The sequence below is a fragment of the Lentzea sp. NPDC058436 genome (genome assembly GCF_042721515.1).
Classification (GTDB): Bacteria; Actinomycetota; Actinomycetes; order Mycobacteriales; family Pseudonocardiaceae; genus Lentzea.
Genome location: NZ_JBHXLF010000005.1, coordinates 301,854 through 314,890, shown reverse-complemented (window position 1 = coordinate 314,890; position 13,037 = coordinate 301,854). Strand labels below are relative to the sequence as shown.

The following is a 13,037-nucleotide window of genomic DNA, read 5'->3' as shown; positions in this document are numbered from 1 at the left end:
TCTCACCTGCATGCTTCCCAATCGGAAGTACTAGCCCTTGCGGGTAACTATATCCCCGGGGATACCTTGCTGGAGCCAGGGGAGAGAGCAGCAGAAGCCTCTCCCGAGCGTGTGATCCAGGGAGTGAACCCAGTGTCTGAATCATCGATGCGCGCCGTCGTCCAGGACGCCCTCGGCGGCCCCGAGGTGCTGTCGGTGCGGGATGTGCCGCGACCGGAGCCGTTGCCGACCGAGGTCAGGGTGCGGGTGCACGCCGCCGGGATCAACCCGGTCGACTGGAAGACCCGCGCGGGTGGTGGCATGGCCGGCGTGCTCGGGGAGCCGCCGTTCGTCCTCGGCTGGGACGTGTCCGGGGTCGTGGAGAAGGTCGGCTTCGGCGTCACGACGCTGAAGGAGGGCGACGAGGTCTACGGCATGCCGTGGTTCCCGCGTGCGGCCGGTGCCTACGCCGAGTACGTGACCGCGCCGGCCCGGCAGTTCACCCGCAAGCCCTCCACCGTGAGCCACGAGCAGGCCGCCGCGGTCCCGCTCGCCGCGCTGACGGCGTGGCAGGCACTGGTGGACACCGCTCAGGTCACGTCCGGTCAGCGCGTGCTGGTCCACGCCGCCGCGGGTGGCGTCGGCCACCTGGCGGTCCAGTTCGCGAAGCACCTGGGCGCGCACGTGATCGGCACCGCCAGTGCGCGGAACCACGACTGGCTCACCAAGCTCGGCGCGGACGAGGTCGTCGACTACACCGCCGTGCGGTTCGAGGACGCGGTGTCCGATGTGGACGTCGTGATCGACCTCGTCGGCGGCGACACGAGCACCCGGTCGCTGGAGGTGCTGCGGCCCGGCGGGCTGCTCGTCGCCGTCCCCGCGGGCGTGTCACCCGAACTCGCCGCCGCGGCTGAGGCGAAGGGCGTGCGGGTCTCGCCGTTCCTGGTCGAGCCGGACGGCCCGGCGCTCGCCCGCATCGCCGAGCTCGTCGACGCGGGCGAGGTCGTGGTGGAGGTCGAGGAGACGTTCCCGCTCGACGAGGTCGCCCAGGCCCACACCCGCGGCGAGTCCAACCGGACCCGCGGCAAGCTCGTCCTCCGCGTCACTTCCTGAAAGCATTGGAGCGCCTGATGTTCTACGAGATCCGCCGTTACCAGACCCAGCCGGGGCGGCGCGACGACTGGGTCCGGTACATGGAGGACGTCGTCATCCCCTTCCAGGTGGCGCAGGGGATGTCGGTCACGGCCTCGTTCGTCGACGAGGAGGACCCCGACGGGTACGTCTGGATCCGCCGGTTCGAGGACGAGGAGGACCGGATCGCCCTGTACGCCAACGTCTACGAGAACGAGCGGTGGAAACAGGAGATCGGTCCCGAGGTGCACAGGCTCCTGCTGGTGGACCAGATCAAGGTCACCAGGGCCGTCCCGACCGCGATCTCGGGGCTGCGGTGACCGGACGGACGCACGACGCGCCCTCGATCAGCCGTGCCGCGGCGGTCGCGCTGATCGAGGCCGTGCGCCAGGAAGCCGCTGTGGCCGGCTTCGACGTCGCCACGGCCGTCACCGACGCCGGCGGTCACCTCGTGGCGTTCGAACGCGCGGACGGAACCCCGTTCCTCGCGGCGGAGGTCGCGGTCGACAAGGCGTGGACCGCGGCGGCGTTCCGGCTCACGACGGACACCTGGAACACCCTCGTCACCGACCCGCGGGTGGCGCCGCTGGCCCACCACCCGCGGCTGATGGCCGTGGGCGGCGGGTTCCCGCTGTTCGACGGCGGGGTGTGCGTGGGAGGACTCGGGATCTCCGGCGGCACCGCGCAGCAGGACGAGGACGCGGCGCACGCGGCCCTGAAGGCGCAGGGGTTCGCGGTGTCCCGTTAGGTCTGGATGCCGCGCAGGATCATCGCGCAGATCTGGTCGGCGAGCTCACCGGGCTTGCGCCCGCGTTCGGGCTTGTACCACTCGGCCAGCGAGTTGATCGTGCCGAACAACAGCCGGGCGGTGGTGCGCGCGTCGAGGTCGGCGCGCACGTCACCCTCGTCGATCGCCTCCTGCACCACTCCGGCGATCACCTTGTCGAACGTGCGCCGCTGCTCCAGCGCCCACCGCTCGGTCTCCGTGTTGCCGTGCACGCTCAGCAGCAGCTTCACGTACGGCAGCTCGGCGGCGAGGATCTCGACGTTGCGCTTGATCAGGTAGGACAGCCTGTCGAGGGCGCGGCCGGTGGTCGCGCCCTCCTCGCACGTGCTGGCCATCAGCGGTTCCAGTGCGCGTTCGAGGCCCAGGCGCAGCAGCTGTTCCTTGCTGTCGACGTGGTGGTAGATCGAGGACCTGGACAGCCCGGACGCCTGAGTCAGGTGCTGGAAGCTGGTGCCGTCGTAGCCGCGTTCGGTGAACACCCGCACGGCGACCTCCAGCAACCGCTCGGGGGTGTAGGGGGTCTGCCACCGCCCGCGCCTGGGTGTCTCACTCACCTCTTCATCGTCCCACGCGGTGATCGGGTTCTGCGGCGGGTGCGCGAGACGGCAACTCCGGTGCGCCGCACGTCAACTCGCGCGCCCATCCGCGTCGCACAGTGGCTCTCGTCACCGAGTGGAGAGGGTTGCCATGAGCAGCGACTACGTCATCGTCGGCGCCGGATCGGCGGGGAGCGCGCTCGCTCGCCGGCTGCTGGACGCGGGCAGGACCGTGCACGTGCTGGAGGCGGGACCGGCTGACGTGGCCGAGGAGATCCACAGCCCGCAGGGGTGGCCGCTGCTGCTGGCGGGGCCGCAGGACTGGGCCGTCATGACCGTGCCGCAGAAGCACGCGAACGACCGCTCGCTGTTCTGGCCGCGCGGCAAGGTCCTCGGCGGCAGCAGCTCCCTCAACGGCATGATCTACATGCGCGGGCACGCGAGCGACTACGACGGCTGGGGCGTTCCCGGCTGGGGCTGGGACGACGTGCGCCCGCTGTTCCTGCGCTCCGAGGACCACCTCGCCGGGGCCGGTGAACACCACGCCACGGGCGGTCCGTTGCCGGTGAGCCGGATCGAGCACCCGCACCCGGCGGCGCAGGCCTTCGTGGACGCCGCGGTCGCCGCCGGGCACAAGCGCAACGAGGACTTCAACGGCGACGACATGCGCGGTGTCGGGTTCAACGAGATGACCGTGCGCGACGGCCGCCGGATGAGCGCCTGGCAGAGCTTCGTCGGCCCGGTGCTGGACGACCCGAACCTGACCGTCACCACGAACGCGTTGATCGACCGAGTGCTGGTGGAGAACGGCCGCGCGGTCGGGGTTGAGTACTTTGTGGACGGTGAGCGGCGCACGGCCCGTGCCGACGCCGAGGTGATTCTCTCCGGTGGCACGATCGGCTCTCCCGCGATCCTGCAGCGCAGCGGCATCGGCAACGCCGCGCACCTCCGCGCTCTCGGCATCACCGTCGTCGCCGATCTGCCCGGTGTGGGGGAGAACCTGCACGACCACCCGTTGATCAGCGTGGTCTACGAGTCGACGAAACCGTTGCCCGCCGGGCGCGCGAACCTGCTGGAGGCCCAGTTCTACGCCGACAGCACCGGCTGGACGGGGGCCGCGCCGGACCTGCAGCCGCTGTTCCTGCACCTCGTCTACCCGGCCGAGGGTTACGAGATGCCCGAGCACGGCTACACCATCGCGGCCGGCATCGTCGCGCCGAGGTCGCGCGGGTCGTTGAGGCTCGCCTCGGCCGATCCGGCGGTGCCCGCGCTGGTGGACCCGAACATCCTCGCCGACCCGTACGACCTGGAAGCGTTGTGCGACGCCATCGAGATGAGCCGCGAGGTCGGCGGGCAGCGCGCGTTCGACGAGTGGCGCAGGCGCGAGGTGGCGCCCGGCCCCGACGCGAAGACTCGTGACGACATCCGCGCGTTCGCACGCCGGTCCGTCGGCACGTACCACCACCAGGTCGGCACGTGCCGGATGGGCATCGACGAACTGTCCGTTGTGGACGAACGACTGCGGGTGCGCGGTGTGGAAGGACTCCGGGTCGCCGACGCGTCGATCATGCCGGTCGTCCCGTCCTGCAACACCAACGCACCCGCCATCATGGTGGGCGAGAAGGCCGCGGACCTAGTTCTTGGCGACTAGCGTGAGGACGTCGTAGGTGGCGACCGGGTCCCCGTCCTGGTTCGTCACCACGGCGTCCCACCGCACCTCGCCGTACTCCGCGTTCGAACGCGGAGTGATCTGCTTGACCGTCAACGTCACCGCGATCGTGTCCCCGGCCTTCACCGGGGTCAGGAACCGCAGTCCGTCCACGCCGAAGTTCGCGAGCACCGGACCGGGGTTCGGCTCCACGAACAGCCCCGCCGCCAGCGACACCACCAGGTAGCCGTGCGCCACGATCCCGCCGAACAACGGGTTCGCGGCCGCCGCCTCGGGATCGGTGTGGGCGTAGAACGTGTCGCCGGTGAACTCGGCGAAGTGGTCGATGTCGGCGAGCGTCACCTGCCGCGTGCCGGACTCGACGAAGTCACCGATCCTCAGCTCCGCCAGCGACTTGCGGAACGGGTGCACCTCGTCCGCCACGCGCTGCGAGCCGGTCGTCCAGCGGCCGGTGATCGCCGTCAGCATGTCCGGTGACGCCTGGATCGCGGTGCGCTGCATGTGGTGCAGCACGCCGCGCACGCCACCCAGCTCCTCGCCGCCGCCCGCACGTCCGGGACCACCGTGCACCAGCATCGGAAGCGGTGACCCGTGGCCGGTCGACTCCTTGGCGTCGTCGCGGTCCAGCACCAGGATCCGGCCGTGCCACGGCGCGACACCGAGCACGACCTGACGGGCCACGGCGGGGTCGTGCGTGACGACCGAGCCGACCAGGCTGCCCTTGCCGCGGGCCGCGAGCTCCACGGCCTCGGCGGTGGTGCGGTAGGTGATCACGGTGCTGACCGGGCCGAACGGCTCGACGTCGTGCGGTTCCGAAGCGTCCGCGCGGGCCCGCAGCAGCACGGGGGAGAGGAACGCGCCGCGCTCGCCGTCCGCGTCGACGAGCTTCACGTCGTTCGGGTCGCCGAACACGATCTCGGCGGAGTTGCGCAGCGACTCGACGGCCTTGCGCACCTCGTCGCGCTGCCCGAGCGACGCCAGCGCGCCCATCCGCACGCTCTCGTCGGCCGGGTTGCCGACGGTGATCTTCGCCAGCCGCGCGGCGATCGCCTCGGTCACCTCGCCGGCGATCTGCTCCGGCACGATCGCGCGCCGGATCGCCGTGCACTTCTGGCCCGCCTTGACGGTCATCTCGGCGACGACGCCCTTGACGAACAGGTCGAACTCGGGGTCGTCCGGTTGCACGTCGAGGCCGAGGATCGAGCAGTTCAGCGAGTCCGCCTCGACCTGCAGGCGCACGCCGCCGTGCTGGACGTTCGGGTGGTTGCGCAGGATCCCGGCGGTGTGCGCGGAACCGGTGAACGCCACCGAGTCCTGCTCGTCGAGCACGTCGAGCAGACCGCGCGGGCTGCCGGAGAGCAGCTGCAGCGAGCCCTCGGGGAGGATGCCGGACTCGATGATCCGCCGGACGACTGCCTCGGTGAGGTACGACGTCTGCGACGCTGGCTTCACGATGCTCGGCAGGCCGGCCAGGAACGCGGGCGCGAGCTTCTCCAGCATGCCCCACACGGGGAAGTTGAAGGCGTTGATCTGCACCGCCACACCGGGGCGTGAGGTGTAGATGTGCTGGCCGAGGAACGTGCCCTCGCGGCCGAGGCGTTCGAGGGCGCCGTCCAGCACGACGATGTCGTTCGGGAGTTCGCGCACACCCTTGCTCGCGAAGCTGAACAGCGTGCCGAACCCGCCGTCGATGTCGACCATCGAGTCGCGCTTCGTCGCACCCGTGCGGAACGACAGCTCGTACAGCGAGTCCTTGTCGGCGCTGAGGTGCTTGGCGAGCTCCTTGATGAGCAGGGCGCGCTGGTGGAACGTCAGCTCGCGGATCGCCGGGCCGCCGACGCGCCGGGCGTGGTCGGCCATCTGGCGCAGATCGAGGCCCTCGCTCGACAACCGCGCGACCTCCTCGCCGGTGACCGCGTCGAGCAGCGGTTCTCCCTCGGCCTGGGCGCGGAACCACCGGCCGGCGGCGTAGCTCTCCAACAGTGCGGTCACTGTGCGGGTCCCTTCGCAGACTGTTGCACTTCGCGGCTCTCGTGTGCCACTGTATAACAGACCGTTCGGTCAGTAAATCGTTGAGGAGCTGCTTGATGACGGAGCTCGCGGAGTACTTCGAGGCGACGATCCAGCGCGGTGACCGGGTCGAGCCCCGCGACTGGATGCCCGACGCCTACCGCAGCACGCTGGTCAGGCAGATCGCGCAGCACGCGCACTCCGAGATCATCGGGATGCAGCCGGAGGGCGCCTGGATCTCACGCGCGCCCTCGTTGCGGCGCAAGGCGATCCTGCTGGCCAAGGTCCAGGACGAGGCGGGCCACGGGCTGTACCTGTACTCGGCCGCCGAGACCCTCGGCACGTCACGCCGTGAGCTGACGGACAAGCTGCTGGCCGGCAAGCAGAAGTACTCGTCGATCTTCAACTACCCCACGCCGTCCTACGCCGACGTCGGCACGATCGGCTGGCTCGTCGACGGCGCCGCGATCTGCAACCAGGTGCCGTTGTGCCGCACCTCCTTCGGCCCGTACGGCCGCGCGATGATCCGCATCTGCAAGGAGGAGTCGTTCCACCAGCGGCAGGGCTACGAGCTGCTGATGACGATGATGCGCGGCACCGACGAGCAGCGCGAGATGGTGCAGGAGTCGGTGAACCGCTTCTGGTGGCCCGCGCTGATGATGTTCGGCCCGCCCGACGACGCCTCGCCCAACACCGCGCAGTCCATGGCGTGGGGCATCAAGCGCGACACCAACGACGACCTGCGCCAGAAGTTCGTCGACATGTCCGTGCCGCAGGCGGAGGCGCTGGGCGTGACGCTGCCCGACCCCGACCTGAAGTGGAACCCCGAACGCCAGGCGTACGACTTCGGCCAGCCCGACTGGGACGAGTTCTGGGCCGTGGTCAAGGGAGACGGGCCGTGCAACGCCGAACGGCTTGAACACCGGCGCAAGGCGCACGACGACGGCGCCTGGGTGCGCGAGGCAGCGGTGGCGTTCGCTCGACTGGAGGAAGAACTGTGAGTGAGTGGCCGCTCTACGAGGTGTTCGTGCGCAGCAAGCGCGGACTCAACCACGTGCACGTCGGTTCGCTGCACGCGCCGGACGACAAGCTCGCCCTGATGCACGCGCGGGACGTCTACACCCGCCGCAACGAGGGCGTGTCGATCTGGGTCGTGCGCGCCGACGCGATCACCGCGTCGTCACCGGACGAGAAGGACCCGCTGTTCGCGCCGAGCGGCGACAAGGTCTACCGGCACCCCACGTTCTACGACATCCCCGAGCACGTCCCGCACATGTGAGGCCTTGATGATCAACGATGCCGAACTGCTGGTGAACGACGCCCACTGGGCGTTCGGCACCGGTTTCGAGGACCCGCTGGCCGGCGTGGACACCACCGTGCCGGAAGGCGTCGACGCTGCCGGGCTCGCGCGCTACTGCCTGATGCTCGGCGACGACGCTCTCGTGCTCTCCCAACGGCTTTCGGAGTGGTGCAGCCGCGCTCCGGACCTGGAGGAGGACATCGCGCTGTCCAACATCGCGCTCGACCTGCTCGGTCAGGCCAGGCTCCTGCTCGCCCGTGCCGCGGCCGCCGACCCGTCGCTCGTGCCGGTGCTGCCGGAGGGTTCGCCGGTGCCCGTGGAGGACGCGCTCGCGTTCTTCCGCGACGCAGGGCAGTTCCGCAACGTGGTGCTGGCCGAGCTGCCGAACGGCGACTTCGCCGAGACGGTCACGCGACTGCTGTTGTTCAGCACCTGGCGACTGGAGGTGTTCGAGCAGCTGGTCGCGCACCCCGACGCGGTGCTGGCGGCCGTGGCGGCCAAGGGGCGCAAGGAACTCTCGTACCACCGGGACTTCTCCGCGCGCTGGTTCGTCACGCTGGCGAGGGGGACGGAGGAGTCGCGGCGCCGGGTGCTGACGGCGGTGGACGCGTTGTGGCCGTGGTGGGCCGCGCTGGACGTGCCTGCCGAGGTCGACGTGGTGCTGGAGCAGGTGTTCGCGGCGGCTCGGGTCGAGCGGCCTGCGGTGTCGGCGGCGGAGGATGGTGGCCGTGAGGGTGGGCACACCGAGGCGTTGACGGAACTGTTGGCGGACATGCAGAGCGTCGCGCGGGCACACCCCAGGGGGCTTTGGTGAGCACGCTCACGAGGGAGACCGCTGATCCGGCACTGACACGGGCGCGCGAGGTCGCCGAAACCGTCGTCGATCCCGAGCTGCCCATGCTCACGCTGGCCGACCTCGGCGTCCTGCGCGACGTCGCGATCGCCGACGGCACCGTCGTCGTCGACATCACCCCGACCTACTCCGGCTGCCCGGCGATGGCGACCATGCGCGACGACCTCGTGCGCGCCCTGCACCGCGAGGGGTTCGCCGACGTCCAGGTGCGCGTCGCCCTGAGCCCGGCCTGGACCTCGGACTGGATCAGCGAACGCGGCCGGTCGGCGCTCGCCGAAGCCGGGATCTCCCCGCCAGGACCCGCCCGCCGCGAGGGCCCGGTGCTGCTCGCGCTCAAGCCCGCCCGCCGCGCGATCCGTTGTCCTCGTTGCGAATCCGGCGACGTGGAGCTGACCTCGGAGTTCGGTTCGACCGCGTGCAAGGCGCTGTACCGCTGCCGCGCGTGCCTGGAGCCGTTCGACCACGTGAAGGAGATCTGACATGGCGTTCCACTCGCTGGCCGTGTCCGCGGTCGACCGGGTCACCGACGACGCCGCGGCCATCACGTTCGACGTGCCGGACGACCTGCGTGATGCCTTCGCGTTCGCGGCGGGGCAGTCGTTGACCCTGCGCAAGGTCGTGGACGGCGTGGAGCACCGCCGCACCTACTCGATCTGCGCGCCGGTCGGGCAGGCGCCGCGCATCGGCGTGCGGGAGATCCCCGGCGGACTGTTCTCCCAGTGGCTCGTGCGGGACGTGCGGCCGGGCGACTCCGTCGAGGTGCAGGTGCCCTCCGGCAGCTTCCGCGCCGACCCCGCCGCCGGTGGCCGCCATCTGTGCATCGCCGCAGGGTCCGGCATCACGCCGATGCTGTCCATCGCGTCGTCGGTGCTGAGCAACCCGGATGCGCGCGTGACCCTGTTGTACGGCAACAGGTCCACCAACACGGTGATGTTCGCCGAGGAGCTGTCGGACCTGAAGAACGCGCACACCAGCCGGTTCGACCTGGTGCACGTGCTGTCCCGGGAACCGCGCGACGTCGAGCTGTTCTCCGGCCGGTTGGACGCGGACCGGTTGCGGCAGCTGCTCACGGTGCTGGTGCCGGTCTCCGCGATGGACCACGTGTGGCTCTGCGGGCCGTTCGAGATGCTGACCGACGCCCGCGCGGTGCTCGTCGAGCTGGGCGTTCCCGCCGAACGAGTCCACTTCGAACTGTTCTACGTGGACGAACCGCCGCCGCAGCTTCGCCACGCGGAGAACGTCGTCGAGGGCGACACGAGCGAGGTCACCGTCGTGCTCGACGGCCGCAAGACCACCACGCCGATGCGCCGCGACAGCACCATCCTCGACTCCGCGCAGCAGGTGCGCGGCGACCTGCCGTTCGCCTGCAAGGGCGGTGTGTGCGGGACGTGCCGGGCCCGGATCTGCGACGGCAAGGCAGAGATGGTCCGCAACTACGCACTCGACCCCGCCGAGGTCGCCCAGGACTTCGTGCTGACGTGCCAGACGTTCCCCGTCAGCGACACCGTGACCGTCGACTTCGACGCCTGACAACCAGGAGCAGTTCGTGACCGAGGCCTTCCTCCTCGACGGCGTCCGCACGCCGATCGGCCGGTTCGGCGGCGCGCTCGCCAGGACCCGCCCGGACGACCTCGCCGCGCTGGTGGTGCGCTCCGTGGTCGAGCGCACCGGCATCGATCCGTCCGATGTGGACGAGATCGTGTTCGGCGCGGCCAACCAGGCCGGTGAGGACAACCGGAACGTCGCCCGCATGGCCGGTCTGCTCGCGGGCCTGCCGGACTCCGTGCCCGGCTTCACCGTCAACCGCCTGTGCGCCTCGGGACTCACCGCCATCACCACGGCACGCCAGATGATCGCCGCCGGTGACGCGGACGTGGTGATCGCCGGCGGTGTCGAGTCGATGACCCGCGCGCCGTGGGTGACGGAGAAGCCCGGCAAGGCCTGGTCGCGGCCCGGTGCCTCGTTCGACACGTCGATCGGCTGGCGGTTCACCAACCCGGCGTTCGACGCCGACACGACGCTGTCCATGCCGCAGACCGCCGAACGCGTGGCGCAGCAGTGGAACCTGACCCGCGAGGAGCTCGACGCCTTCGCGTACCGCTCGCACCAGCGGGCCGTGGACGCGCGCAAGAACGGCCGGTTCGCCGCCGAGATCGTGGCGGTCGGCGAGGTCACCGAGGACGAGGGGCCGCGCCCGGACACCAGCCTGGAGCAGCTCGCCGGGCTGCGGCCGATCCACGGGCCGGGCGGCGTGATCACCGCGGGCAACTCCAGCTCGCTGAACGACGGCGCCGCGGCCGTCGTGGTGGTGAGCGAACAGTATGCGGCCTCCCACGGCCTCCAACCGAGGGCACGGCTCGTGGCCGGTGCGAACGCGGGCGTCGCTCCGGCGATCATGGGCATCGGGCCGGTTCCGGCTACGCGCAAGGCTTTGGAGCGCGCCGGCTGGTCCGTCGCGGACCTCGGCGCGGTCGAGCTGAACGAGGCGTTCGCGTCGCAATCGCTTGCGTGCGTGCGGGACCTCGGGCTCGACGAGGAGATCGTCAACTCTGACGGAGGCGCCATCGCACTGGGGCACCCGCTGGGCTGCTCGGGCACGCGCCTCGCCGTCACGTTGCTGGGCCGCCTCGAACGCGCCGGTGCCCGCCGCGGCCTCGCGACCATGTGCGTCGGCGTCGGCCAGGGTTCCGCGCTGCTGCTGGAGCGCGTGTGACGGCGCCGTTGCTGGTGGAGGAGCACGACGACCGGGTCGTGCTCCGGCTCAACCGCCCGGACGTCCGCAACGCCATCGACCTCCCGGTGGTCCAGGCGCTGCACGAGGCCTGCGCCGAGCTGGAACGCCGCCCCCGGCTCGCGTTGATCGTCGGCGAGGGCGGGACGTTCGCCGCGGGGGCGGACATCGCGCAGCTGCGCGAGAGGCGCCGCGACGACGCGTTGCAGGGCATCAACTCCAGCGTCTTCGACCGCGTGCACCGGTTGCCGATGCCGGTCATCGCGCTGGTGAACGGTTACGCGCTCGGCGGCGGAGCCGAACTCGCCTACGCCTGCGACTTCCGCATCGGCACGCCCACCGCGAAGATCGGCAACCCGGAACCGGGTCTCGGTATCCTCGCCGCCGCAGGGGGCTGCTGGCGGCTGCGGGAACTGGTGGGCGAGCCGCTGGCCAAGGAGATCCTGCTCGCCGGGCGCGTCCTGAACGCCCAGGAGGCCCTGGAAGTCCGGCTGCTCAACGAGGTGGCGGAGGACCTGGAGGCCGCGGGTCACCGCCTGGCGGACCGGATCCTGAAGCAGGCCCCGCTCGCGGTGCGGCTGACGAAGTCCGTCTTCCACGCGCCGCGCGAGGCGCACCCGTTCGTCGACGACCTCGCCCAGGCAGTCCTGTTCGAGACCCAGGACAAGACCGATCGCATGACCGCGTTCCTCGACCGCCGCAAGGAGTCCCGATGACCGTTCCCACAGCTGTCGGTGTGTACGGCGGCGGACGCATGGGCGCCGGCATCGCCCACGCGTTCGCCGTGGCGGGGAGCGCGGTGACGGTCGTCGAGACCGAGGCCGCCGCGGACGCCGCCCGTGGCCGCGTCGAGAAGAGCCTCGCCAAGGCCGCCGAGAGGGGCGTCGAGATTCCTGGTGTGGTCACCGTGGTCACCGATCCGGCACTGCTCAACGGGGTGCCGCTGGTCGTCGAGGCCGTCCCGGAACTGGTCGACCTGAAGCACTCCGTGCTCGCGACCATCGCGCGGTCCGCACCGGACGCGGTGATCGGCACGAACACCAGCTCGTTGTCGATCGACGTGCTGGCCGGGGCGCTGCCCGACCCGTCCGTCCTCATCGGACTGCACTTCTTCAACCCAGTGCCTGCAAGCGACCTCGTCGAGGTCGTGGTGGGGGAGAAGACCTCTGCCGAACTGGTCGTGCGGGCGCAGGAGTGGGTGCGGGGTCTCGGCAAGCACGCGATCACCGTGCGGAACACACCGGGTTTCGCGAGCAGCCGCCTGGGCGTCGCCATCGCGCTGGAGGCCATGAGGATGGTGGAGGAGGGCGTCGCCTCCGCCGAGGACATCGACAGCGCCATGGTCCTCGGCTACCGCCACCCGGTGGGACCGTTGCGCACCACCGACATCGTGGGCCTCGACGTCCGCCTGGCGATCGCCGAGCACCTCGAACGCGAACTCGGCCCGCGCTTCGCGCCACCCCGGTTGCTGCGGGACAAGGTCGCGGCCGGACAGCTCGGCCGCAAGACGGGAGAGGGGTTCTACCGGTGGTGAGCGCACGTCAGCACGCCGACGCCATGTGGTCGACCGACACCGCCAGCAAGGCGCTCGGCATGACGATCGACGACGTCGGCCCCGGCACCGCACGCCTGTCGATGCGTGTGCGCGAGGACATGGTCAACGGCTGGGACATCTGCCACGGCGGCCTGATCGCCACGCTGGCCGACAGCACGTTCGCGGTGGCGTGCAACAGCTACGGCGGCGTGACCGTGGCGTCGGGCTTCCAGATCGACTTCCTGGAACCCGCCCGCCTCGACGACGTGCTGGTCGCCGAGGCGCGGGAAGTGGTGCTGCGCGGCCGTTCCGGCATCTACGACGTCACGGTCCGGCGCGGCGACACGGTGATCGCGGAGTTCCGCGGCCGCAGCCGCACGCTGAAGGAGCGGTAGGGCTGGGCGAGAGCGAGCCCGGTGCCGCGGGCTTGCGGCTTTGAAGCCCGGCCCTGCGTGCCTGACAGCCCAGCCCGACAGCCCGGCCCTGCGTGCCTGACAGCCCAGCTCC

The 13,037-nt window shown here is 70.8% G+C and carries 15 protein-coding genes; 13 read left to right on the top strand and 2 right to left on the bottom strand.

Going from position 1 to position 13,037, the window contains the following annotated elements:
- Nucleotides 1-147 precede the first annotated feature (147 nt).
- Genes ACFWN2_RS22685 through ACFWN2_RS22675 form a run of 3 tightly spaced genes read left to right on the top strand, consistent with a single transcriptional unit; the run spans nucleotide 148 to nucleotide 1,858 of the window.
- Nucleotides 148-1,092, top strand: coding sequence for an NADP-dependent oxidoreductase (locus tag ACFWN2_RS22685; RefSeq protein ID WP_382430585.1), 945 nt, complete (start codon nucleotides 148-150; stop codon nucleotides 1,090-1,092).
- Between the two features lie 17 nt (nucleotides 1,093-1,109).
- Nucleotides 1,110-1,430 (top strand): NIPSNAP family protein, encoded by a 321-nt coding sequence (locus ACFWN2_RS22680; protein ID WP_382430273.1) that lies wholly within the window; start codon nucleotides 1,110-1,112, stop codon nucleotides 1,428-1,430.
- Nucleotides 1,427-1,858: a heme-binding protein gene (locus ACFWN2_RS22675; RefSeq protein ID WP_382430271.1), complete on the top strand. Its 432-nt coding sequence runs from the start codon at nucleotides 1,427-1,429 to the stop codon at nucleotides 1,856-1,858. Before ACFWN2_RS22680 ends, ACFWN2_RS22675 begins: the two co-directional genes overlap by 4 nt.
- Here the strand turns inward: ACFWN2_RS22675 and ACFWN2_RS22670 are convergent.
- Nucleotides 1,855-2,451: a TetR/AcrR family transcriptional regulator gene (locus ACFWN2_RS22670; RefSeq protein ID WP_382430269.1), complete on the bottom strand. Its 597-nt coding sequence runs from the start codon at nucleotides 2,449-2,451 to the stop codon at nucleotides 1,855-1,857. The genes ACFWN2_RS22675 and ACFWN2_RS22670 overlap by 4 nt on opposite strands.
- 133 nt (nucleotides 2,452-2,584) lie before the next feature.
- Between ACFWN2_RS22670 and ACFWN2_RS22665 the strand changes: the two genes are divergently transcribed.
- On the top strand, nucleotides 2,585-4,084 hold the full coding sequence (locus ACFWN2_RS22665) for a GMC family oxidoreductase (protein ID WP_382430267.1): 1,500 nt from the start codon (nucleotides 2,585-2,587) through the stop codon (nucleotides 4,082-4,084).
- Here the strand turns inward: ACFWN2_RS22665 and paaZ are convergent.
- Nucleotides 4,067-6,094 (bottom strand): phenylacetic acid degradation bifunctional protein PaaZ, encoded by a 2,028-nt coding sequence (gene paaZ / locus ACFWN2_RS22660; protein ID WP_382430265.1) that lies wholly within the window; start codon nucleotides 6,092-6,094, stop codon nucleotides 4,067-4,069. The genes ACFWN2_RS22665 and paaZ overlap by 18 nt on opposite strands.
- 95 nt (nucleotides 6,095-6,189) lie before the next feature.
- Here paaZ and paaA point away from each other — a divergent pair, with 95 nt between their 5' ends.
- From paaA to paaI, 9 genes are read left to right on the top strand one after another with little or no spacing between them, the layout of a single operon-like run.
- The gene (gene paaA / locus ACFWN2_RS22655; RefSeq protein ID WP_382430263.1) at nucleotides 6,190-7,113 is read left to right on the top strand and encodes a 1,2-phenylacetyl-CoA epoxidase subunit PaaA; all 924 of its coding nucleotides are present in this window, start codon (nucleotides 6,190-6,192) and stop codon (nucleotides 7,111-7,113) included.
- The gene (gene paaB, locus ACFWN2_RS22650; protein ID WP_089916069.1) at nucleotides 7,110-7,391 is read left to right on the top strand and encodes a 1,2-phenylacetyl-CoA epoxidase subunit PaaB; all 282 of its coding nucleotides are present in this window, start codon (nucleotides 7,110-7,112) and stop codon (nucleotides 7,389-7,391) included. The genes paaA and paaB overlap by 4 nt, the downstream gene beginning before the upstream one ends.
- Nucleotides 7,392-7,398: 7 nt before the next feature.
- Nucleotides 7,399-8,226 (top strand): 1,2-phenylacetyl-CoA epoxidase subunit PaaC, encoded by an 828-nt coding sequence (gene paaC / locus ACFWN2_RS22645; protein ID WP_382430260.1) that lies wholly within the window; start codon nucleotides 7,399-7,401, stop codon nucleotides 8,224-8,226.
- Nucleotides 8,223-8,744, top strand: a complete 522-nt coding sequence (gene paaD, locus ACFWN2_RS22640; RefSeq protein ID WP_382430258.1) for a 1,2-phenylacetyl-CoA epoxidase subunit PaaD — start codon at nucleotides 8,223-8,225, stop codon at nucleotides 8,742-8,744. The genes paaC and paaD overlap by 4 nt, the downstream gene beginning before the upstream one ends.
- Nucleotide 8,745: 1 nt before the next feature.
- Nucleotides 8,746-9,795, top strand: coding sequence for a 1,2-phenylacetyl-CoA epoxidase subunit PaaE (gene paaE, locus ACFWN2_RS22635; protein WP_382430256.1), 1,050 nt, complete (start codon nucleotides 8,746-8,748; stop codon nucleotides 9,793-9,795).
- A 16-nt stretch (nucleotides 9,796-9,811) separates the two neighbouring features.
- A complete protein-coding gene (locus tag ACFWN2_RS22630) occupies nucleotides 9,812-10,978 on the top strand; it encodes a thiolase family protein (RefSeq protein ID WP_382430254.1) in 1,167 nt (388 codons plus the stop codon).
- Entirely contained in the window at nucleotides 10,975-11,712 is a 738-nt protein-coding gene (locus ACFWN2_RS22625) for an enoyl-CoA hydratase/isomerase family protein (RefSeq protein WP_382430252.1), read from the top strand. The genes ACFWN2_RS22630 and ACFWN2_RS22625 overlap by 4 nt, the downstream gene beginning before the upstream one ends.
- Nucleotides 11,709-12,530, top strand: coding sequence for a 3-hydroxyacyl-CoA dehydrogenase family protein (locus tag ACFWN2_RS22620; RefSeq protein WP_382430250.1), 822 nt, complete (start codon nucleotides 11,709-11,711; stop codon nucleotides 12,528-12,530). Before ACFWN2_RS22625 ends, ACFWN2_RS22620 begins: the two co-directional genes overlap by 4 nt.
- Nucleotides 12,527-12,925, top strand: coding sequence for a hydroxyphenylacetyl-CoA thioesterase PaaI (gene paaI, locus ACFWN2_RS22615; RefSeq protein WP_382430248.1), 399 nt, complete (start codon nucleotides 12,527-12,529; stop codon nucleotides 12,923-12,925). The genes ACFWN2_RS22620 and paaI overlap by 4 nt, the downstream gene beginning before the upstream one ends.
- Nucleotides 12,926-13,037: the final 112 nt, after the last annotated feature.